General features: G+C 69.9%; 23 protein-coding genes and 1 tRNA gene. 12 read left to right on the forward strand and 12 right to left on the reverse strand.

Features of this window, described 5'->3' with window-relative positions; translation table 11 throughout:
* Positions 1-13: 13 nt before the first annotated feature.
* Positions 14-1,735: a DUF1549 domain-containing protein gene (locus OEB96_RS29960; RefSeq protein WP_266220211.1), complete on the reverse strand. Its 1,722-nt coding sequence runs from the start codon at positions 1,733-1,735 to the stop codon at positions 14-16.
* 249 nt (positions 1,736-1,984) lie between these two features.
* Between OEB96_RS29960 and OEB96_RS29965 the strand changes: the two genes are divergently transcribed.
* From OEB96_RS29965 to OEB96_RS30010, 10 genes are all read left to right on the forward strand, one after another.
* Positions 1,985-3,946 carry a CocE/NonD family hydrolase gene (locus tag OEB96_RS29965; protein ID WP_266220212.1) on the forward strand — a complete coding sequence of 654 codons (1,962 nt, stop codon included), beginning with the start codon at positions 1,985-1,987 and terminating at the stop codon, positions 3,944-3,946.
* A 123-nt stretch (positions 3,947-4,069) separates the two neighbouring features.
* A complete protein-coding gene (gene atpD / locus OEB96_RS29970) occupies positions 4,070-5,455 on the forward strand; it encodes a F0F1 ATP synthase subunit beta (protein WP_407674697.1) in 1,386 nt (461 codons plus the stop codon).
* Positions 5,452-5,868 (forward strand): FoF1 ATP synthase subunit delta/epsilon, encoded by a 417-nt coding sequence (locus OEB96_RS29975; protein WP_266220213.1) that lies wholly within the window; start codon positions 5,452-5,454, stop codon positions 5,866-5,868. The genes atpD and OEB96_RS29975 overlap by 4 nt, the downstream gene beginning before the upstream one ends.
* Positions 5,865-6,245, forward strand: a complete 381-nt coding sequence (locus tag OEB96_RS29980; protein ID WP_266220214.1) for an AtpZ/AtpI family protein — start codon at positions 5,865-5,867, stop codon at positions 6,243-6,245. Before OEB96_RS29975 ends, OEB96_RS29980 begins: the two co-directional genes overlap by 4 nt.
* Positions 6,242-6,514 (forward strand): hypothetical protein, encoded by a 273-nt coding sequence (locus OEB96_RS29985; RefSeq protein WP_266220215.1) that lies wholly within the window; start codon positions 6,242-6,244, stop codon positions 6,512-6,514. Before OEB96_RS29980 ends, OEB96_RS29985 begins: the two co-directional genes overlap by 4 nt.
* The gene (locus OEB96_RS29990; RefSeq protein ID WP_266220216.1) at positions 6,511-7,239 is read left to right on the forward strand and encodes a F0F1 ATP synthase subunit A; all 729 of its coding nucleotides are present in this window, start codon (positions 6,511-6,513) and stop codon (positions 7,237-7,239) included. The genes OEB96_RS29985 and OEB96_RS29990 overlap by 4 nt, the downstream gene beginning before the upstream one ends.
* Positions 7,232-7,483, forward strand: coding sequence for a F0F1 ATP synthase subunit C (locus OEB96_RS29995; RefSeq protein WP_266220217.1), 252 nt, complete (start codon positions 7,232-7,234; stop codon positions 7,481-7,483). Before OEB96_RS29990 ends, OEB96_RS29995 begins: the two co-directional genes overlap by 8 nt.
* 22 nt (positions 7,484-7,505) lie before the next feature.
* Entirely contained in the window at positions 7,506-8,240 is a 735-nt protein-coding gene (locus OEB96_RS30000) for an ATP synthase F0 subunit B (protein WP_266220218.1), read from the forward strand.
* Positions 8,237-9,766 (forward strand): F0F1 ATP synthase subunit alpha, encoded by a 1,530-nt coding sequence (locus OEB96_RS30005; RefSeq protein ID WP_266220219.1) that lies wholly within the window; start codon positions 8,237-8,239, stop codon positions 9,764-9,766. Before OEB96_RS30000 ends, OEB96_RS30005 begins: the two co-directional genes overlap by 4 nt.
* Positions 9,763-10,599, forward strand: coding sequence for a F0F1 ATP synthase subunit gamma (locus tag OEB96_RS30010; RefSeq protein ID WP_266220220.1), 837 nt, complete (start codon positions 9,763-9,765; stop codon positions 10,597-10,599). The genes OEB96_RS30005 and OEB96_RS30010 overlap by 4 nt, the downstream gene beginning before the upstream one ends.
* Here the strand turns inward: OEB96_RS30010 and ahcY are convergent.
* From ahcY to coaD, 6 genes are read right to left on the reverse strand one after another with little or no spacing between them, the layout of a single operon-like run.
* Positions 10,587-11,924: an adenosylhomocysteinase gene (gene ahcY / locus OEB96_RS30015; protein WP_266220221.1), complete on the reverse strand. Its 1,338-nt coding sequence runs from the start codon at positions 11,922-11,924 to the stop codon at positions 10,587-10,589. The two genes, OEB96_RS30010 and ahcY, sit on opposite strands and share 13 nt — an antisense overlap.
* An 11-nt stretch (positions 11,925-11,935) precedes the next feature.
* Positions 11,936-12,418 (reverse strand): 1,2-dihydroxy-3-keto-5-methylthiopentene dioxygenase, encoded by a 483-nt coding sequence (locus OEB96_RS30020; RefSeq protein ID WP_266220222.1) that lies wholly within the window; start codon positions 12,416-12,418, stop codon positions 11,936-11,938.
* Positions 12,415-13,143 (reverse strand): methylthioribulose 1-phosphate dehydratase, encoded by a 729-nt coding sequence (gene mtnB, locus OEB96_RS30025; protein ID WP_266220223.1) that lies wholly within the window; start codon positions 13,141-13,143, stop codon positions 12,415-12,417. Before mtnB ends, OEB96_RS30020 begins: the two co-directional genes overlap by 4 nt.
* Before the next feature lie 60 nt (positions 13,144-13,203).
* Positions 13,204-13,377 carry a hypothetical protein gene (locus OEB96_RS30030; RefSeq protein ID WP_266220224.1) on the reverse strand — a complete coding sequence of 58 codons (174 nt, stop codon included), beginning with the start codon at positions 13,375-13,377 and terminating at the stop codon, positions 13,204-13,206.
* Positions 13,374-14,018 carry a hypothetical protein gene (locus OEB96_RS30035; RefSeq protein WP_266220225.1) on the reverse strand — a complete coding sequence of 215 codons (645 nt, stop codon included), beginning with the start codon at positions 14,016-14,018 and terminating at the stop codon, positions 13,374-13,376. The genes OEB96_RS30030 and OEB96_RS30035 overlap by 4 nt, the downstream gene beginning before the upstream one ends.
* 10 nt (positions 14,019-14,028) lie before the next feature.
* Positions 14,029-14,544 (reverse strand): pantetheine-phosphate adenylyltransferase, encoded by a 516-nt coding sequence (gene coaD / locus OEB96_RS30040; RefSeq protein ID WP_266220226.1) that lies wholly within the window; start codon positions 14,542-14,544, stop codon positions 14,029-14,031.
* Between the two features lie 106 nt (positions 14,545-14,650).
* Here coaD and OEB96_RS30045 point away from each other — a divergent pair, with 106 nt between their 5' ends.
* A complete protein-coding gene (locus OEB96_RS30045) occupies positions 14,651-15,439 on the forward strand; it encodes a DUF7873 family protein (RefSeq protein ID WP_266220227.1) in 789 nt (262 codons plus the stop codon).
* A 323-nt stretch (positions 15,440-15,762) separates the two neighbouring features.
* Positions 15,763-15,835, forward strand: a tRNA-Glu gene (locus OEB96_RS30050).
* A gap of 57 nt (positions 15,836-15,892) precedes the next feature.
* Here OEB96_RS30050 and OEB96_RS30055 read toward each other — a convergent pair.
* The 5 genes from OEB96_RS30055 to OEB96_RS30075 form a co-directional block, all read right to left on the reverse strand.
* The gene (locus tag OEB96_RS30055; protein WP_266220228.1) at positions 15,893-16,870 is read right to left on the reverse strand and encodes a hypothetical protein; all 978 of its coding nucleotides are present in this window, start codon (positions 16,868-16,870) and stop codon (positions 15,893-15,895) included.
* Between the two features lie 4 nt (positions 16,871-16,874).
* Positions 16,875-17,111, reverse strand: a complete 237-nt coding sequence (locus tag OEB96_RS30060; RefSeq protein ID WP_266220229.1) for a hypothetical protein — start codon at positions 17,109-17,111, stop codon at positions 16,875-16,877.
* 20 nt (positions 17,112-17,131) lie between these two features.
* Entirely contained in the window at positions 17,132-20,101 is a 2,970-nt protein-coding gene (locus OEB96_RS30065) for a hypothetical protein (RefSeq protein ID WP_266220230.1), read from the reverse strand.
* Positions 20,102-20,118: 17 nt separating this feature from the next.
* On the reverse strand, positions 20,119-20,484 hold the full coding sequence (locus OEB96_RS30070; protein ID WP_266220231.1) for a hypothetical protein: 366 nt from the start codon (positions 20,482-20,484) through the stop codon (positions 20,119-20,121).
* A 62-nt stretch (positions 20,485-20,546) separates the two neighbouring features.
* A complete protein-coding gene (locus tag OEB96_RS30075) occupies positions 20,547-21,614 on the reverse strand; it encodes a phosphotransferase enzyme family protein (RefSeq protein WP_266220232.1) in 1,068 nt (355 codons plus the stop codon).
* Positions 21,615-21,641: the final 27 nt, after the last annotated feature.

Below are 21,641 nucleotides of genomic sequence, written 5' to 3' on the forward strand. Positions count from 1 at the left end.
GTGCTGGGCGCGACTAGTAGAACAAGAAGTCCGCGGCCTTGAGGGTGAGGCGGCAGGTCTCCACCGCGAAGTCGGCCGGGGTGCAGGCCAGGTCGTCACGGCAGCCGCTGACGCCGGTCATGAGCGCGTCGGTGGCGGCCTCCGGGATCGGTCGCACCATCGCGGCCGAGTACACCTGATTGGCGGCGGTGGTCAGCGCCTCCTCGCTCTTGTCCATCGGATCCTCGATGAACTGGAGCGGGTAGATCGGCGAGTCGAGATCGGCGGCCTCGCACAGCTCGGTGGTGAGGGTGGCCTGAGTCAGCGCCGCGATGAGGCCCGTGCGTCGCTCACGGAACTGGGTCGAGTGGTCGGGGCAGCCGCCGAGCAGCTGCGCCTTGTCACGGAACTCGTAGTTGGGCGCGTTGCCGGCCCCCATGGTGGGGTAGTTGTGCGGGTGCAGACCCGAGGGACCCGATTGCACCTCGGGGTAGCGGTGATCGCAGCTCCCGAGCTCGACCCCGGTGAGCTTGGCCGCGGTGCGCAGCCAGTCCTCGGCGTCCATCTGCTTGACCGGCCCGTGCCAGTAGGGCGGCGCCCAGTCGTCGGGGTTGTCGACCTCGCCCTCGTCGAACTGATTGCTCGAGGTGTAGAGGATCGAGGTGAGGATCTCGCGCTCGATCTCGCGGATGTCACCGCCGTTCTGATCGAGCATGTCGACCAGGGCCTGCCGCACGGTGGGCAGCTCGGCGCCCGCGTCGTAGCCCAGGTAGCGCCGCAGGGCGCGGTCGACATAGGCCTCGTGGAAGGTGGGACGCTCGGCGATGAGCCGACCCGGCAAGCGCAGCTGGTTCCACTGCTCCGGGGTCAGGCTGGCCTGGTCGAGGACGTTGGGCCCGTTGGGGGTGACGTCGCCCGGTACCGGGGGCGGGATGATCACAGTGTGCTCGCCCCAGTAGTCGCTGTAGCAGTCGGCCTCGTTGGGCGCGGCGCACTGACGGGTGTCGAGCACCACGTTGCGGGCGTTGCTCTGGTTTGGGTGCGGCATGTCGCGCTCACCCCACATGTGCCAAAGCGGCTCGAGGGCGAGGCGCTCGGCCGGGTTGGCGTCGCGGCCGAGGAACGCGAGGAAGCTGTAGCCCACCAGATCCAGACCATCCCAGCGGCCGAGGAAGGCCGGGTGGGTGGCCGCCAGCTCGGCGAACACACCGTAGCTGATCGTCCCCTGGTAGAGCTGGGCCACCAGCGCATCGAGGTCGGCGATGTACTGGTGATGAGTGATGGCGCTGGTGTAGTGGAAGACGTCGCCCCACATCCGCTGGGACACCAGCACGTACTCGGGCCGCGCCATGAAGGCATCGACGATCTCGTCCTTGGTCGACCACTTGCAGTCGGCCTCGTACTCGATGTCGGTCGGCGACTCCCCGAGCAGATCGATGTAGGCCCGACGGCAGAACTCGACCGAGTCGGCCTCGGAAGGGCTGACGCCGAGATCCTGGATGAACGGGCAAGCGGCCTCGTCGACCACGTTGTCGAAGGTCATCTCGTCGCAGGCGGTGACCTCCTCGCCGGTGTCCGAGCCCGTGCCCGAGCTCTCGTCGGCCATCTCGCCTCCGGTGGTGCTCTCGCCGTCCGAGTCCGGCACCATGCCCGTGCTGTCGTCACCGAAGTCGATGGGCTCGCCCACGACGTCCCCTCGGCAACCTGCCGCGACCATCAGCCCCGCTACCGCGCTCCATAGGACCGTCTTCTTCATCGACCGTCAGCTCCCTCTGCCGCGATGAGTCAGTACCCCTGCCTCACACGCTCACCTGGTCAGACACACATGTCGGATTCGTTTCCGGCGCCTCGGCAAAAAAACCGGACCCCGGTTCATTTTGCGATTCTAGGCAATTTCGCTTACGGAATGCACCTCAAAAGTAGGGCTCGAAGGCCTGGTAATCCACTTTCGAGAGCTTCGACCGGGGCCACACGAGCGCTTCGCGCAGCGGGTATCGTGCGCGACATGCAGCATCGCGTGGTCTGGGGAGTCGCCCTCGCCTTCGCCTCCGCCTGTCGCCCGGAGCTCGCCGACCGTCCGGTGCCCGGCGATCTCCAGCCCTCGGCCTTCACGGCCGATCTCGACCCTTCACTTCCGCCCCCCCTCACCCCCGACGACGGCGCGGCGTGGGTGCAGGCGCACTACGTCAAGGAGGAGGTGCGCATCCCGATGCGGGATGGCGCGACCCTGTTCACCGCGATCTACCGGCCGCGCGATCCCGACCGCGAGGTCCCGATCCTCCTCACGCGTACCCCCTATCGCGCCAGCCCCTACGGACCCGACGCCCATCGCGACGCGCTGGGTCCCAGCCGCACGCTCATGGAGCGCGGCTACGTGTTCGTCTATCAGGACGTGCGCGGCTGCTTCCAGTCCGAGGGCGAGTTCGTGAACATGCGACCGCACCGTCCGACCAAGCGCGGCCCCGAGATCGACGAGAGCAGCGACACCTACGACACGATCGAGTGGCTCGTCCACCACGTGGCAGGGCACAACGGTCGCGTGGGCATGTGGGGCATCTCGTATCCCGGCTTCTACGCGGCCGCCGGGATGATCGACGCGCACCCGGCCCTCGTGGCCGTGTCCCCCCAGGCTCCCATCGCCGACTGGTACTTCGACGACTTCCACCACCACGGGGCGTTCTTCCTGCCCCACGCCTTCAACTTCTTCTCCGGGTTTGGCCGGCCTCGCAAGGGTCTGGTGAGCGAGTGGGGCCCGCGCTTCGACCATGGCACGCCCGATGGCTACGCCTGGTTCCTCGGCCTGGGTGCGCTGCGCAACGCCAACGAGCACCACCTCCACCACGAGATCCCCTTTTGGGACGAGCTGGCTGCCCATCCCGACTACGACGAGTTCTGGCGCGAGCGTAACCTCTTGCCGCACCTGCGCAACGTGGCGCCTGCCGTGATGACGGTGGGCGGGTGGTTCGATGCCGAGGATCTCTACGGACCGCTCCAGATCTACCGCGCGATCGAAGCCCAGGATCCCGACGCGTTCAACGTGCTGGTGATGGGACCGTGGTCGCACGGCGGCTGGGCCCGTACTGCGGGCGATCACCTCGGCAACGCCGACTTCGAGGGCGAGCACTCGGCGTGGTACCAGCAGCACGTCGAGGCGGTGTTCTTCCAGCACTACCTCGAGGGCGATGGCTCCACGCCCCCCTCGCTGCCCGAGGCCACCGTGTTCGAGACGGGGCGCAACCGCTGGCGTAGCTTCGACGCCTGGCCCCCCGCGGGGCGGCCGCGCACGCTGTGGCTGGGCTCCGGTCACCGCTTGCTCGGCGAAGCACCCGCCGAGCGCCGTGCCTTCGACGAGTTCGTCAGCGACCCGGCCCGGCCCGTGCCCTACACCGAGGAGGTCGCGATCGGCATGACCAAGGAGTACATGACCGACGATCAGCGCTTCGCGGCCCGGCGGCCCGACGTGCTCACCTGGGTGGGCAACCCCCTGACCGAGCCCCTCACCCTCGCCGGCCCTCTGACGGCCGACCTGTGGGTCTCGACCAGCGAGGCCGACGCCGACTGGGTGGTCAAGGTCATCGACGTATTTCCCGAGGACGCTCCCGACCACCCGCACCTCGCCCGCGGCAAGCACATGGGTGGCTACCAGATGATGGTGCGCAGCGAGGTGATCCGCGGGCGCTACCGCGACGGCTACGATGCCCCCAAGCCGTTCGCCGCGGGCAAGCCGACGCGGGTGCGGCTGCCGCTGCAAGACGTGCTGCACACGTGGGAGCCAGGCCATCGGGTCATGATCCAGATCCAGAGCACGTGGTTCCCGCTGGTCGACCGCAACCCTCAGCGGTGGGTCGACAACGTGTTCGAGGCCCGTGACGAGGACTTCGTGAAGGCGACGCACCGCGTATGGCGAGACACCGAGCACGCCTCGCGCCTCGAGGCGGTGGTGATTCCCACCCCGATCGAGCACTGATCGCGCCGCCGTCCCGGCGGACCACCGACCCGTGCGCGCACGCGCAATTGCTGCGCCGCATGTCCTGAATGAGGGTCGTCTTTGCCGCCTGCGCCGCGTGCACGAGTGCGCATCATTCGATCCGTGCAAGGCGAGGTCACCTCGATCGCTGGGCCGGTCGTGGACGCACGCTTCGAGGCAGGACTCACCCTGCCGCCGATCGGCCATGCCCTGCGCGTCCGCAACGTCCGCGGCGAGCCCATCATGCTGGAGACGGTCGGGCACCTCGACCGCGACCAGATCCGCACGGTGGCGCTGGGTGATACCCAGGGCCTGGCACTGGGGGCGGCGGTGACGGCGACCGGCGGGCCCCTGCGAATCCCGGTGGGCAACCAGGTTCGCGGCCGCATCATCGACATGCATGGCCACCCCCTCGATGGCGGCGAGCCCCTCGGCGAGCCCAGCTTGCCGCTCTGTCGCCCCTCGCGGCCGCTGATCGATCGCGTGCCCGCACGCGCCGTGTTCGAGACCGGCCTCAAGGTGCTCGACCTGCTCGCCCCCATCCCACGCGGCGGCAACTCGGGCCTGTTTGGCGGCGCCGGAGTCGGCAAGACGGTCTTGATGATGGAGCTGATGCACAACACGGTGCACCGCCACCACGGCGCCACCGTATTCGCGGGGATCGGCGAGCGTTCTCGCGAGGCCCGCGAGCTGTGGCTCGAGATGGCCGACGCCAACGTGCTGCCCAGCGCGGTGCTGGTGTTCGGTCAGATGAACGAGACCCCGGGGATCCGCTTCCGCACCGCCCTGGCGGCGCTCACCATCGCCGAGAGCTTCCGCGACGATGCCCGCCAGGACGTGCTGCTGTTCATGGACAACGTGTTCCGCTTCGTGCAAGCGGGCAACGAGGTCAGCGGGATGCTGGGACGGCCTCCTTCGCGGGTCGGCTACCAACCCACGCTCGCCACCGACGTGGCCAGCCTCGAGGAGCGGATCTCTTCCACCCCGCACGCGGCGATCACCAGCGTACAGGCGGTCTACGTCCCGGCCGACGACATCACCGACCCCGCGGTCGCCGAGCTGTTCAATCATCTCGATGCGTTCCTGGTGCTCTCGCGCGAGGCCGCGGCCGAGGGCCTCTACCCCGCCGTCGACCCGCTGCGCAGCACGTCGTCGCTGCTACAGCCCGAGATCGTGGGAACACGCCACGCCGAGATCGCCGCGGGCGTGCGGCGTGTGCTCGCCAAGTACGAGGAGCTGCGGGACATCATCGCGCTGATGGGGGTCGACGAGCTGTCGGTCGAGGATCAGCGCGCGGTGTCGCGAGCCCGCCGGCTGCGACGCTTCCTCACCCAGCCGCTGTCGGTGACCGAGCAGTTCACGGGGGAGCGCGGGGTCCATGTGAGCACCCCGGAGACGCTGGCAGGATGCGAGGCAATCCTGCGAGGGGAGTGTGACGAGGTGCCCGAGGATGCGCTGTACATGGGAGGGACGCTCGAGGAGCTGCTGGCGCGGAGGCGTGGGCCATGAGCCGGACGATGACGGTCGAGCTCAGCACCCCGGCGGGGCTGCGGACGATCACGAACGTTCGACGGCTGCGCCTCGAGGCCACCGACGGCTCGCGTGGGATCCTGCCTGGCCACGAACGCGCCCGGCTGGCCTTCGCGGCAGGACCCATCGAGCTGGTACGAGGACCACCCGACGACGAGCGCGTGTGCTACCTGGCCACGGAGGGCGGCGTGGCCCAGCTGGATCCGCATGGTGTGCTGCTCGTGTGTCGCTGGGCGTCCTTGGCCGACTCGCTGGACGAGCTGCGACAGCAGGTGCTGGCCCGTCGTGCGCAGCGGAGCGCCGCCGAGGAAGAAGCCCGCGCGCTGGCCCACCGTCACGAGGTCGCCACGCGCCGCGCCTTGGCGGGGTTGCGGCGGGAGGTGCCAACGTGACGGAGCGAGCACCCCCGCCCCCGCAGGCGGACCGGGACCTGCACGAGCTCGACGATCGCATCGCCCGATTCGCCCGACGCCGTGCCCACGCACGCAGCCGCCGAGGCAGGAGCCTGTGGGCGCAGGCCACCGCGGTGGGCACCCTCGGGTGGCTCATCGCGGTGCCCATCGTGCTCGGTGCGCTCCTGGGTCACCTGCTCGACCTCTACCTGGGCTCGGGCATCACCTGGGCGATGGCCTTCATGTTCCTGGGCGTGCTGATCGCCGGCTATTCGCTGTGGAAGCTGTCCTTCGACACCCTCGGAGACGAAGGACAGGAGCAACGGGCCTCCGAGTCAACCGCCGAGCACCAGGAGCGAGGAGGAGCCGCACCATGACGATCGTCTCCGGCCTCACGGGCACCCTGGTGGGGGCCACGTTGGCGCTGTGGCACCAGCACGCCTCGTGGCGAGCCAGCCAGGCGCTGGTGAGATCGCAGCGGACGAGTACGGCTCTGGCGGGACTACCGCTGCGGGTGGGTCTGCCTGCGTTGGTCCTCGTGGGGCTGTCGCAATGGAGCCCGGTCGCCATGGTCGCGGCGCTGGTGGCGTTCGGCTCGGTGGAGGTGCTCGCCGGACGCCGACGACTGTCACGGGAGGACGCGTGAACGAGGTCTTCGTGCTCAGGGTGCTGGGGCTGCAGATCCCCGACACCGTGGTGGTCTCGCTGGGCTTGACGCTCGTCCTGGTGGCCGTTGCGTGGCCGCTGTCTCGGCGCCTGAGAGCCCATGGCCTGAGCGCCTGGCAGACCGCGCTCGAGACCTACGTGGGCTGGGTTCGTTCGACTGTCGGGGAGTTGCTCGGCGAGGACCCCACTCCCTATGTGCCGCTCATCGGCACCCTGGTGGGCTTCATTGCGCTGTCCAACTTGCTGACGATCGTGCCCGTGATCCGCCCGCCCACCGCCGACCTCGACACGGCGGCCGGGCTGGCGCTGGTGGTGTTCCTTGCCGTGCCCTACTACGGCATCCGCCGCCACGGGGTACGCGGCTATCTGCGCAAGTACCTCGAGCCCCATCCGCTGCTCATGCCGCTCAACGTCCTCGGCGAGCTCACCCGCACCCTCGCCCTGGCCGTGCGCCTGTTCGGCAACGTGATGAGCGGGCAGATGGTGGGCGCCATCCTCCTGGTGATCGCCGGGGCAGTGGTCCCCGTCCCGCTGATGGCGCTCTCCATCCTCACCGGCCTCGTGCAGGCCTACATCTTCGGCATCCTCGCCACCGTGTACATCGCTGCCGCGGTTCAGGCACAGCAGGGCCCCGAGTCCCCCGCCCCCGCGAGCGAGCCTCCACCCCCTCCGTCCTTGCCCACCCCGGAGCCGACCCATGGATAGCCACACCCTGCTCGCTGCGGTCTCGATCGTGACCGCAGGCATCACCGTGATGGGGGGCAGCATCGCCCCCGCCCTCGCCGAGGGCCGCGCGGTGGTGGCCGCCCTCGACGCCATCGCTCGCCAACCCGAGACCGCCTCCACCGTCACGCGCACCCTGTTCGTGGGCATGGCCATGGTGGAGTCGACCGCGATCTACTGTCTGGTCGTCGCCTTGGTGCTCCTGTTCGCCAACCCGCTCCTCTAGCCCGAGGACTGGCAGGCTTCCCATGGACATCGACTGGACCGTCCTCGCGTTCGAAGTCGTCAACTTCGGCATATTGGTGGTGCTCCTGCAGCGCTTCCTCTACCGGCCGGTGCAGCGCACGATCGAGGTGCGTCGAGCGGAGATCGAGAAGCTGCACGACGAGCTGGTCGAGCGCGAGCAGGCCGCCACGCACAAGGCCTACGAGTACGAGCACCGCTTGCAAGAGCTCGACGACCGAGCGCAAGAGCGCCTGGAGTCGGCCCTGGCCGAGGGCCGTGAGCGTGCCGAGGCGCTGGTGGCGGAGGGCCGTGAGCAGGCACGGAACGCGGTGACCGCAGCCGAGCAGCAAGTCGAGTCGACGCGCCGCCGGGCACTCGAGCAGCTGCGCCTCGAGGTTCTGCGCCTGGCCGCCGCCGCGGCCACGAGGGTGGTGCAGCACATGGGCGCCCCCGCGGTCGACCGGGCCTATGCGCGCCGGGCCGCCCACGGCCTTGCCGAGGCGAAGAACGGCGAGCTCGTGGGACCGATACGGGTGGCGGTGGGTGAGGACACCGATCCCGACGCGGTCGAGGCCGAGCTGCGTGCGGTGCTCGGGCCCACGATGGAGCTCGTGCTCACCGTCGAGCCTGGGATCGTGGCCGGGGCCCGGCTCCAGGCCGAGGGCTACGAGGTGGAGGCCAGCGCCAGCGCCAGCCTACGGCGCTGGTACGAGGAGCAGCTGGGTGAGAACGCCTCCGGACCGGAGGCCATCCGGTGAGCACCGAAGACTCGGGCTGGTGGGAGGACCGAGCTCGTACCGTGGCTCGCCATGCCCTCGACGCGCTGAGGGACTGCCTCCCCACCCTCGAGCCCATCACCGTATCCGCACGGGTAGGCCACATCACCACGGTCGCCGACGGGGTCGCCACCGCGGTGGCGCTCGATCAGCCGTTCGCCGGGGAACTCGTCGACGTCGACGGAGTGTTGGGCGTGGCCGAGGACGTGCGCGAGCAGCATACACGCCTGGTGCTGCTCGGCGATGTCGACGGCGTCGAGGCAGGGGACTCGGTGCGGCCGCTGGGACGACCGGTCGATGTCCCGGCGGGTCCCGAGCTCATCGGCCGGGTCGTCGATCCGCTGGGACGCACGCTCGACGGGCGGGGCCGGCTCCACACCCGCCGACGACTCCGCGCGGAGGGCCTGCCCACGCCGCTCATCGAGCGCGAGCCCGTCTCTCGTCCGTTGCGGACCGGCGTGTTCTCCATCGACACCATGCTTCCCATCGGTCGGGGACAGCGGCAGCTGGTGATCGGCGATCGCTCCACCGGCAAGACCGAGCTGTGCCTCGACATCCTGGCCGGGCTCGATGCGGACACGATCGGCGTCTACGTGGCGATCGGCCGACGCAGCTCCGACGCTGCCGCCCACATACGGTGGTTGCGCGACGAGGGCTTCTTCCAGCACGGCTTCGCGGTGGTGACCGATGCCGACGACCCGGTCGGGTTGATCCACCTTGCACCCTACGCCGCGACCGCCATGGCCGAAGAGCTGGCCGAGCGCGGCCACGACGTGGTCGTGGTCTACGACGACCTCACGACCCATGCCCACGCCCACCGCACACTGGCGCTGTTGATGGGACGACCCGTGGGACGCGAGGCGCATCCGGTGGATGTGTTCTATGCGCACGCCCGACTGCTCGAGCGCGCCACCCAGCTCGGGCCCGCCCGCGGCGGCGGCTCGATCACGGCGTTCCCGATCGTGGAGACGCAAGCGGGAGACCTCACCGGCTACATCCCCACCAATCTGGTGTCGATCACCGACGGACAGATCCGCCTCGACGCAGGGCTGGTCGCGGCCGACCTGGTGCCGGCCGTCGATGTGGGGATGTCGGTCTCGCGCGTGGGTGGCAAGGCCCAGCTGCCCTTGCTGCGGCGACTCTCGGGATCGTTCAAGAACCGCTATGCACAGTTCCTGGAGCTCGAGTCGTTCGCCCGCTTCGGCACGCGCCTGGAAGCATCGGCGCAGGCGGTGGTGGACTGGGGTCGACGGGTGAGGCGAGCGCTGCGGCAGGGGCGAGGCGTGTCGCGGAGCTGGGAAGACACGGTCGCACGGCTGTTGGCGGTGCAGGCCGAGGGCTTCGCACGCTTGCCGACGGACGACGTCGACGCGCTGATCGAGCGCGCCTGCGAGCAGATTCGGCGGCACCCGGCGTTCGGGACCGCGCTGGTCGATGCCCCCTCCGTCGATCCCGTCGTGCTCGAGGGCCTGCGCCGGGCGGCGGATCGGATCGTGAGCGAGTCGTGACCACGCTGCGGCAGCTCGAGGATCGTCTGCGAGCATGGCAGAGCTTTCGCGGCATCGCTGGGGCGACTCGCACGCTGGCCGCGGCGCAGAGCATGCACTGGGTCGAGGTGGCACGCCGAGCCCAAGCCCACCTCGCACGCTGCCTGGCGCTGCGCGATGCGTATCCCGGGTCCCGACCCTCCACCGACGCCCCGCGGCTGCTCGTGGGCCTGGGCTCCGATCTGGGTCTGTGCGGGCCGTTCAACCGCGCGGTGGCGGAGCGGCTGTCCGTCGAGCAGAGCCGGGGATTCCTCGCATGCGCGGTGGTCGGTGAGCGTCTTCGGGCGCACATGGGGGCCGGCGCGCTGGTGCTACCGGCGGCGACTTCGTTCGAACAGGCCCAGAACCTCGCCACTCAGCTCGAGCTGCTGCTGTCCCAGGCCAGCATCGACCAGACGCGGCTGGTGCTGGTGCTCGCGGCGGGGATCGACCCCGACGGTCGGCCCCAGGTCACCGCGTGGAACGAGCCCGAGTCGACCATCGCCATGCCCCGACCGCTGCTCGAATTGGTGGAACCCGAGCTCACCGCGACGGCGGTGGCCTCGCTCACCCGCCATGCGCGGCTGCTCGCCGCGCTCGCCCGCAGCGCGGCAAGCGAGACCGAGGCCCGCTGGCGAACCATGAACCGGGCCCACGAGGCCGCGGATCGCCGGATCGCCGAGCAGGAGCGCGAGATCCGGAAGCAACGTCAAGAGCTGGTGACCCAGGAGATGCTCGAAGCTCGCCAGGGTGCACGTGCCACGCGGGCGGTCACGGGCGGTCTGGCCGCGACGCCGGATCGTCAGTACCGGTAGTTCTCCGGCTTGAACGGCCCTTGCTGCGGGATCCCCAGGTACTCGGCCTGATCGGCCGTCAGCGTGGTCAGCTTGGCACCGAGCTTGTCGAGGTGCAGGCGGGCGACCTCCTCGTCGAGCGCCTTGGGCAGCACGTAGACCTTGCCGCGCTCGTACTGGGCCGGCTGTCCGGCGGCTTCGCCGTCCTGCCACAGCGCGAGCTGGGCCAGCACCTGGTTGGTGAAGCTGTTGCTCATCACGAAGCTGGGGTGGCCGGTGGCGCAGCCCAGGTTCACCAGCCGACCGCGGGCCAGCATGATGATCGCGTGGCCGTCGGGGAACACGAAGCGGTCCACCTGCGGCTTGATGTTGACCTCCTCGATCCCGGGGTCGGCCTCGAGCCGGCCGATCTCGATCTCGGAATCGAAGTGGCCGATGTTGCACACGATGGCCTCGTCCTTCATGGCCGCCATGTGCTCCTTGGTCACCACGCTCTTGCAGCCGGTGGCCGTGACCACGATGTCGGCGAGCGGGGCGGCCTCGTCCATGGTCACCACCTGGTACCCCTCCATCGCGGCCTGCAACGCGCAGATCGGGTCGATCTCGGTGATGAGCACGCGGGCGCCGAAGCCGCGCATGCTCTGGGCGCAGCCCTTGCCCACGTCGCCGTAGCCGGCCACCACCACCGTCTTGCCCGCCACCATGATGTCGGTGGCGCGCTTGATGCCGTCGGCCAGGCTCTCGCGGCAACCATAGAGGTTGTCGAACTTGCTCTTGGTGACCGAGTCGTTGACGTTGATCGCCGCGACCTCGAGCTCACCGCGCTCGGCCATCTGGTAGAGCCGGTGCACGCCGGTGGTCGTCTCCTCGGAGACGCCCTTGCACTGCTCGAGCGCAGCCGCGTGATCGCGGTGCATCACGATGGTGAGGTCGCCGCCGTCGTCGAGCAGCAGGTTGGGCGGGGTGCCGTCGGGCCACTTCACCGTCTGCTCCACGCACCACCAGTACTCCTCCTCGGTCTCGCCCTTCCACGCGAACACCGGGATCCCGGCCGCAGCAATCGCCGCCGCGGCGTGGTCCTGGGTGGAGAAGATGTTGCACGACGACCAACGCACCTGCGCCCCGAGCGCGATGAGCGTCTCGATGAGCACGGCGGTCTGGATGGTCATGTGCAAGCAGCCGGCGATCTTGGCGCCCGTCAGCGGCTTGCTCTCGCCGTACTTGGCGCGCAAGGCCATCAGGCCCGGCATCTCCTTCTCGGCGAGCGCGATTTCCTTGCGGCCCCAGTCGGCGAGCGAGAGATCGGCGACCTTGAAGTCCTGGTTCTTGGTGGTGCTCTGGTCCATGTCGAAGTGTCCTACTGGTCCTCTGCGGGTCCTGCGGCGTCGGTGCGGCTGCGATAGTGCGGGACCCAGCCCGCGCTGTCCTTGAACAGCCGCACGCAGCGAATCTGCTTGCGCTCGGTGAGCATGAAGCGATGGTGGAGATTGGCGGGCACCACGAGCAGGTCGCCCTGCTCCACGGTCACGCGCATCCACTGGTCGTCCGTCGAGCGGAGGTCGAAGATGCCCTCGCCCTCGAGCACGTAGCGTACCTCGTCGTCGGTGTGCAGGTGCTCGTCGATGAACTTGGCGCACAGCGCATCGAGACCGGGCGTGTCGGGTCTCAGCTCGATCACGTCCTGCTCCACGTAGCCGCGCTCGGCCTTGAGGCGATCGAGCGGCGGCTGGTAGGCCATCGGATCCACCGGCAGACTCTCGTAGAGGGCCCCGACCGCGCGCAGATCCTCGAGAGTGCAGAGTGCTCGGCCCGCGGAGGGTTCCAGCCATTCGAGCTTCATCGGCGCCATCCTCTCGGCGGATCCTCGGGGCCGTCGTCGGAGTCGATGTTGATCGGCGAGGTGGGCTCGTCGGGCAGCTGCAGCGGCAACCCGAGGCGATGGGCCTCCACCGCCGCGCGAAACAGGTAGTCGTAGCACTCGGCCTGGGTCTTGGCCTGCACCCAGGTCTCGCCCCACACGTAGACCCCGTGGCCGGCCACGATCACGGCGTCGACGTCGGGGTAGGCCCGCATGACCTCGGCCATCGAGTCGGTCAGCTCGGCCTCGCGCGGGGTGTTGCGAATGATCGGCACCTCGACCCGCTCGAAGCAGCCCTTGCCGCGCAGGCCCTTTTGCATCTCGAGGCCCTCGGTCACGAACACGCCGGCACCGCCGTGCGGCACCGACAGGCGGGCGGCCAGCACGGCCCAGATCGAGTGGCTGTGGATCACCGCTCCCGCCCCGCGATCGCGGTAGGCGTTGTAGAAGAGCGGCTGGCACTCGCTGACCCTGAGCCCGTCGGCGGCGGGCGCCCGCAGCACGCGACACTGGCCGAGGTCGGACGCATCGAGCAGGTACACGTCCTCGGGAGCAATGCGCTCCTTTTGCACCCCCGAGGGCGCCATGTAGATGCCCTCGTCGCCACGGATGGAGATCCCGCCGCCCGTGCCGGACACCCAGCCCAGCTCATAGAACTGGCGGCACAGCTCGCAGATGAGCTGCGGAATGCTCGCGGTCTCGGCCATCGGTCGCGGCGACTGTACCCGCCCCGCGTGGCGGCCTCCATGGGAGCCGCGTGCGGAAGCTCAGCCGCCCTCCTCGAACCAAGGACACTGCCGCACGGGCAGCGGCGGGTACTTGGGCCAGCGGGGGTCGCGATCGTGCACGCTGCACCTCCAGAACGTGGAGCCGCGCGCCGAGGTCACCGCGCGGGCGTGCTCGCAGCGTCCGCACAGCCCCGGGTCGACCGCGCGTGTCACGAGAGATCCTCGGTGGGCGCATCCACCGGCGGGAGGATGATCTTCTCCTCCTGCGCGAGCATGCCCAGGCCGATGGCGAGTCGGCCGGCCAGCATGGCGCGACCGCTCGCCATCCCCCGGCGTAGCTGCCAGCCCCCCAGCAGCAGGCCCGCGCTCCACACGATGGCGGCCACGAACGGCGCGAGCAGCTGATAGCCGGCCAGGCCCAGCAGACCAAAGCCCAGCCACAGCTTGAGCGCCTGCTTGCCCGCGTCGAGCGCGGGCCGGCTGGCCTCGGCCGCGTGCTTGGACACGCGCAGCTCGAAGCTGCCGTCGTGGATCCGCAGCTTCACCGCGTCGGCGGGGACGCCGAGGTACTGCAGCGCCGGCCGCAGGCTGCGGAGCAGCTCGCGCTCGCGAAGCACGGTGCGGCCGCGTGCCACGATCGCGCCGTCGAGGGGGTCATCGACCGTCATTCCCGAGGAGAAGCCCTGGGTATAGAGATCGAGCTCCACGTCGCCCCGGTCGAGCCCGGCCTCGGCAGCCGCTTCCACGGCCAGCACGTGCTCGTCGCCCCGCCACGGGACCGCGGCCGAGCCGCGGCGACGAGCGAGGGCCGTGGGCTCCGAGCCCTCGGCATCGGGGGTCTTGGGCGTGGCCACGATCGGAATCTCAGCCCTCGCGCACGCGCTCGGCCATCGCCTGCGCCACCGCCGGGCTCACGTAGCGCTGGTAGTGCCCTCCGTGCCCGGCGATCTCTCGGACCAGTGAGCTGCTCACGAACATGCGATCGGGGCGGGGGATCAAGAACACCGTTTCCACACCAGGGTCGAGATCGCGATTGGCCAGCCCCATCTGGAACTCGGGCTCGAAGTCGCTCACCGCTCGCAGGCCACGCACGATCGCCTTGGCCCCGCGCTCCCGGCAAAAGTCGACCACCAGGCCCGAGAACGCGGAGACCTCGAAGTTGGTCAGGTGCTCGGCGCTGCGGCGGATGAGCTCGGCACGCCGCTCCACGGAGAAGTAGCCGGGCTTGGTCGGGTGCTGGCCGATCGCCACGATCACGTGGTCGAAGAGCTTGACCGCGCGCTCGAGGATGTCGAGGTGGCCGACGGTGATCGGGTCGAACGACCCGGGGTAGACCGCGATGATCGGCTCGTGCGACGGCCGGGGCTCTGCGTCGGACACGCGGGGAGTATACGCAAAACGGACGTGCACGGCGGAAGCGGGGCCAAAATGGGGTTCGTGGTTCCTGCTTGCCCTCCGTGGCGCCGCATGGCACGCAAGCACGACCATGAGCGACAACAAGCCCTTGCTGCACGAGATCCTCGCCGTCGAGCAAGACGTCAAGGCCAACGCCGAACGAGCGCGGAGCCAGCTCATCGAGACGTTCCGCACCAAGCAGAGCCATTTCACCGGGATGCGCCGTACCTTCCGGCCGTTCTCGGTCGACGAGGCCGCTGGCGAGGAGGGCGGCGAGCGGCTCGAGGCCGAGACCCAGCTCGCCAAGACGGTGCCCGAGCAGCTCGAGCAGTGCCTGCGCGAGGTCGGCAAGGCGCTCGACCTCGGCATGCAGGTCGACGAGGCCAACACCCGCGCCAAGGCCGACATCGAGGTCGATGGCCAGGTGCTGCTCGCCAACGTCCCCGCCACCTTCCTCCTGCAGCTCGAGCGGCGCCTCAAGGAGGTGCAGGCGGTGCTCAAGGAGATCCCGTGCTTCGACCCGGTGCGGATCTGGAGCGTGGATCCGGCGGCCGACAAGAAGCACGTACTGCGCGCCGAGCCGGTGGTCACCATCCGCAAGAAGCGAGCCCGCAAGTACAACGTGATGGTCGAGGCCACCAAGGAGCACCCCGCTCAGGTCGACATCGTCGAGGTCGACGAGCCGGTGGGTGAGATCCGCTCCTACGACTGGACCGGCATGATCTCCACCGGGCGCAAGGAGGCCGTGATGGAACAGGTCGAGCGGCTGATCGCTGCGGTCAAGCAGGCGCGCTCGCGGGCCAACACGGTGGAGGTGGATCGGAGCCGTGCGGTCGCCAAGGTGCTCATCGATCACCTCCTCGCGCCCGTGCGGGGGTAGCCGAGGTCGGGCTCGGGCGGGGACGCTCGTGGACGCCTTGCCTGCCCGGTGCTACCGTCCGCGATGGGTATAGGCTGTGACTGCTCCTCATCCTCAGGCTGACCACGGCGGTGCCCCGCATGACCGCGGGTGCATCGTCCATCAGGCTATCACCCGAAGGCTGATCAAGCGGGCCTGCTCTCGCACGGGGGAGGACCTCTTCCGGAGATCACACGGAGATGGGGGTTCGAATCCCCCCCGACAGAAACCCGGTCGTCCAATGGTAGGGCACCGTGATCCACGGTCTCCACGAGCCACCTCCCTCCCATGAGCAATTGGGCCTCGTAGATGTAGGCTAGTTGGTAAGCCGTCGGCCTCTCAAGCCGGAGATCGCGGGTTCGACTCCCGTCATCTGCAGGGCACACCCCCCTTCAGGGGTGTGCCCGTCTTTCCTTGGGCCCGCATCCCGACCGTCTACCGCACCAGCAGCCAGCCGCCATCGGTGCGGCAGTAGGTCAGCTCCACGAAGTAGCCGACCTCGCCCGGACCCACGAACACGATCGGCGAGTCGCCATCGCCGTCGGCGAGCCTGGCCAGCCGGCCTTCGCCGAACACCCGCAGCTCGAGGTCGTCCTTGGCCAGCGGCTGGAGCTGCAAGTCCTCGGACTGCATCAGGTCCGTCAGCGGCAAGGCCTCGCGCAGACCCGCGTCGTCGAGGTGATAGGCGATCCGATACTCGGCGGCCTTGGTCGCCTGTAGCTGCTCGATGGCCGCCTCGTCGCGCGCCTGCAAGAGCCCCCACACGCGCTCGTACTCCGCCACCAACGCAGCGTGCGTCTGATCGTCGGCGGTGATCGTCTGCCCCCGCTCCCATGCCCACGACGGGAATGGCGAGCGCATGCCCACGTCGCGGTAGAGGAACGCCTCGTGCGGCGGCTCGTCGTTGCGCTCGAAGCTCACCTCCGAGATCATCACGTCGCCGCCCTGATCGTCGCGCATGAACTCGCGGCGGGAGTCGAAGCGCCCGGCGGGCGCGCTGCCGTGCCAGCCCCCCTCCCCTGGCTCGGTTCCCGAGGGCGAGGGCGTGACGTCGCGCGCCACGAAGTTCAGCGTGGTGATCGCCTGCCGGGTCTCGCGCGGCGCCCCGTTCTGCTTGACCCACAAGGTCAGCCGCAGCGCGCTCTCGGCCGGATCGAAGCGCTCGCGCTCTTCGAGCTCGTTGCCCTCGTCGTCCCACACCGGCGGCGGCAAGACCAGGGCGGCGATGCGGTTGGGTCCCCGCACGATCCACTCGCTCACCGGGAATTCCACGTCGAACGGCAGCGCCACGTCGGAGCGCAGGATCGGCACGTCGTTGATGCGAACCTCGAAGCGGCACGACCCGGCGTCGATGCCGAGCTTGAACACGGGCTGACCGGCCATGGGCTGACGATGGTTGTTGGGGTTCGACATGCGCTCACCCGAAGCCGAAGCGCTTCTTCTTCTTGGTCGTGTCCTTGGGAGCCGTGTCGCTCGCGCCCTTGTCCAGACCCGCCTGCTTGGCCAGCGCCTCTTCGTCGAGCTCGACCTCCTCGCCGCGCGTGCCCCCACCCGCGAAGATGTCGATGTCCTGCAGCGGAAAGCGCCCCGCAAAGCCGCTGGCATCTCCGGTGGCCTCGGTGCCCTGGGTCTCGTCCTTCTTGGGTGCCGCCATGGTCGGTCTTCGCTCCGTGGTCACTGGGGCACGGGCGCCCGCGGCCAGTAGCGGGGCTTGGCCACCACCAGCACCTTGGTCTTGGTACGCTGCGTGCCCTTGGTGAACGGCCCGATCTTCAGGCCGGCCTTGTAGTACATCATCAGGTAGAGCACCACGCCCTCCCAGCGCGTCTGGCCCTGCACGCGGGGACCATCACCCGAGGCGGCCTTGATGCACAGGCCCACCGCGGTCTTGGCCCCCACCTTCACCCCGGCGCCGCCGCTGACGATGAACACCTCGAGCTCGGCCTCGGCCCGGCCCTCGATCTTGAAGTCGATGCGTGCGTCGATCAGGCCATAGGCGGCGTGGCCGTCGGGCTGCTGGTAGGCCCACTCGAGTTCCACGCCCACCTCTCCGCCCGCGATGAGGTAGATGCCGATGTCCACCCGCACCCGCGCGACGCCCTTGACCCCGACCCCGGCGCGCAGGGCCTTGAGGAACGGCACGAATGCCGACGTGAGCGGAAAGCACAGCAGGATGAAGTCGAGCAGGTTGAACTCGATCTGCACCCCGAACAGCGGCTTGGCGCCAAAGCCCAGCTTCCACTGGTAGCCCACGAGCGCCACGCTGTCCTGCTCGTAGGGCTCGGCCGCGAAGTAGACCGACAGCGACGGCTTGCGCACGCTGCCGCTGATGACGGGCGCGAACGACAGCGCCTTGTCGAGGAAGTCGAAGGCCGAGTCGAGCGTGCTGAGGAACCCCAGCGCGCCCTGCAGGTTGTCGGCCAGCTGGTATTCGAACGAGTGCACGTACTGGTCGTAGGCGACCTTGGCGATGCCGGTGAGCACCCAGCCGCTGTCGGTCTGGATCGTCTCGGGCTTGGTGGGATCCTCGGGATCGTGGCGGAACTCGGCCTGGAAGCCCCCGTCCTCCCCGGGCAGGCGGTCGACCTGGGCGCCCTGCACGGTGGAGGACGACCGCGACAGGGTCACGTTGACCTCCCAGCGGATGTCCGAGCAGGCCTCGACCGTCACGCGCAGGGGCACGTCGCCGCGGCGCACGATCGCCCCCGACTCGTCGACCACCGCCACGTCCCATTGGTTGCGCGGCAGGCCCTTCCAGCGAAACGGGTTGTAGCGCACCAGCGAGCGCCACTCGCCCTGCAGCGGCACGTTGGAGAACTCCGCCTCGGCCCCCGCCACCAGCCCGTACTGCTCGGCCTCGGTGGCCTTGGGCCGCACCTCCGTCCACGACAGGGCCTTGGCCGACGACGACTGCCCCTTGCGCAAGATGCAGACCGAGACCACGCGATCGCCGGGGCAGCCCGGCTGGTGCTTCACCGTCGAGGTGACCAGATCGGCCAGCTGCACGCGTCCGGCCAGCACTTGATAGACGGGCCACTCGGTGTCGCCGCCCACGATGAACTTCTTCAGGTCGTCCCGCGTGCGATCGGCCCGTCGCTTCTCGTTGGGCGTGGGCGCGCCCGCGGGCGGGTACAGCATGGTGTAGGAGCGCGGGTTGACGAACGCGAACGGCGTGCCGTGGAAGCCCGCCCAGCCGTGCGAGCCGGCGCGGATGTCCTGGTTCTCGTGGTTGGGGCTGGTGCCCACCACGTGCTTGCAGTGGAGCTTCAGCTGGAAGTCGCAGCACTGCGGCACGACCACCGGCTGAGCCCGGGCCGGCCGAGGGCAGCGCTGCACCAGCCCGTCGTCGCGCGGCAGCACCTCCACCGTGAACGTGCGCTCGGCCACGACCCCCGTGGGTCCCTTGGCCTTCACCTTCATCCGCACCGGCGCGGAGGTCGGCGTCGACCGCCAGGCGATCGTGCGCTTGGGCAGCGTGATGTACATCCCCCGCTGATGGCCCGTCACCTCGAAGTCGATGGGCCCGGTCCCGCGAGACAGCTCGATCACCTGGGTGTAGCGCTCGCCCTCGGTGATCCGCACGTTGGGGATCGCAGCCAGCACCGGTGGGCTCACCACCGTGATGTCGAAGCCCTTGCGCTCGCGTCCCCCCGGTCCCTCGGCCTCGAGCTCGACCGGCACGAGCTGGTCGGACGGTGTGGCGTCCCAGCGGATCGCGCCGGTGCCCGCATCGACCTGCATGCCGTTGGGGCCGGTCACCAGGCGCCACCGGATCTCCCCCGAGCCCTGGCGCAGGGTGGGCGTGGCCTCGAAGCGCTTGCCCTCGTCGACCCGGGCGGGGGGCAGCGCCACGATCACCGGCGGCAGCGGATCGACCGTGAGCTGGAACGCCTTGGTCGCCGCTCCGCCCGGGCCCACCACCTTCACTCGCACGAGGTAGGGCACGGCCGACCACACCGCCTTTGCCCACGTCAGCTCCCCGGTGCGCGCATCGATGGCCAGGCCCGCGGGCCCCGACTCGACCGACCAGCGCATGTCCCCCGAGCCATACGAGATCCGCGCCACCGTCCGGTAGGCATCGCCGTCGCGCACCCTCGCCTCGGGCAGCGCCGCGATCATCGGCGACGCGGGCACCACGTCGACGGCGAAGCTCGCCTTGGTGCTCCCCGCCGGGCCCTTGGCCTTGACCGTGACCGTGATGGTCTTGCCGGTGAACACCGCCGGCCAGCGGATCTCGCCCGACTGGGGATCGATGGTCATCCCGTCGGGCGCCTTGGACAGCGACCACACCACGGGGCCGGTGCCCTCGACCCGCTGGGGCGTGTAGACCAGCTCGTGCTGATCATCGAGGCGCTGGCCGACCACGGCCAGCCGCACCGGGGCCGGCTTGACCGTCACCACCCAGCTGCGACCGCCCGCCCCGCCCGCGTCGTCGGCCGCGGTCACGCTGAAGTGGGCCGGAGTGTCGCCGAAGCGCGCCACCCACGAGACCACTCCATCGGCGGAGATGCGCGCACCTGGTGGATGCAGCTGGAGGATCCAGCGAACGTTGGGCCCCGCGTCGCGGGCCACGAGGCGCTCGGCGTAGGGCTGACCATCGACCAGGGTCTGGTTGCTGACCGACTTGACGGACAACGACGGCAAGACGCAGTGCTCCCGGTCTAGACAGGGTGGGACAGCAAGCCGCGCTCGATCGCAGCCTGCTCGAGCAGCGAGATCTTCTCGGCATCCGAGAGCCAGGGATCATCGAGGATGGGGCCCGACCATGCGTCCGCCGGGCCGTAGCCGAGGTCGTCGCCCACCCGCACCACGAGCAGCGCGTAGCGCTCGAGCGCGGCGGGATCGCTCAGGCCGTGCCGCCGCGCGGTCAGCACGGCCGCGGTCAGCACCTCGCGCCCGTGCTGGGGCTGGATGGGATGGGTCAGGCCGAGCCGGTCCTGCACGTGGTCGAACAACGCGTCCACCTGTGGCTCGGCCCGTCGTTCGTGCATCGCCTGCATCTGCTGGGGCGAGATGCGGAGCACCACGACGCCACGGTACACCGATGAAGGGGGGCCGGACAAGCACGCGGGGCCGCTGGGGCTCGATCTCATCCGCCCCGCGGGGCCATGGCGAGCGCGGCCTCGCGCGCGCCACGGGTCGCGAGCACCTGTTCGTGCAGTGACCACTGGCCCCGGGCACGCACGAGGTTGTGCTCACCCGCGGCGGGAAAGCGGGCGCGATCCCAGCCGAAGTAGCGCTCGTGGAGGGCATCGGCGGCAAAGCGAGCCGACAGCTCCAGCGTGATCCACTCCACCCCGTGCAGCAACGCCTCGCGCTCGTCGGCCCGCAGCGACAGCGTGCACGCACCGAGGTACCCGCTCATCGTCGCCTCGTGCGTGGCCAGATCGAACCGAGCCTCGTGCTCGTCTTCGCCCCGGGGGTTGCACCACGAGCGCAGCGCGTCGCCGAGCTCGAGCGGCAAGGGCATCGGAGCCACGGTGTCGAGGTCGATGAGGCACACCGGACGCTCGGCGCCGGGTGACTGCGCCGACTCGAACAAGACGTTGTTCAGCTTGGGATCACCGTGGACCACGCGCGACGGCAGCGCGTCGATCGTCGGCAGCTCGGTCGCACGCGCGCCGATGGCCTCGGCGAGTCGAGCCACCGGCGCGTACAGGCGATGCTCACGGTGCTCGGCCACCGCCTCGTGCAGCCGCCGCAGGTGCGCGGGCGTGTCGTGCACGCCGCTGCGCAGCCCCACGAACCGGTGCTCGAGGTCGCCGAGCGCCGAGTGGAAGCGGGCCAGGAGTCCAGCCGCGGCATGGGCCTGGGCCGGGCTCGCCACCGCATCGAAGGTCACTCCGGACACGCGAGTGAGCACCCGCCACACGGCACCGTCGCGCTCGATCCAGCGGGCCCCGTCGGGGGCGGAGCGCAGGCGTGGGGTGATCATCCCGCGGCGGTGCAGGTGGGCGGTGACGGCCTCGATGTTGTCGTGGATCTGCGGCGCGAACACGGGGTGCACCCGCTGCAGCACGAACGACCCCTCGCCGGACTCCACCGCGAACGTGTCGTTGATCAGCCCGCGACCCAGCGGAGCCACGTCGTGGGGGTGCAGGCCGAACGCTCGGGCGAGCTCCTGGGCCTCGGCGACGGTGGCGGGCGAGCGGCTCACGCCCGCGAGCGTGCGTCAGTCGGGGCG

The organism is Paraliomyxa miuraensis (genome assembly GCF_026337845.1).
Lineage (GTDB): Bacteria > Myxococcota_A > Polyangia > Nannocystales > Nannocystaceae > Paraliomyxa > Paraliomyxa miuraensis.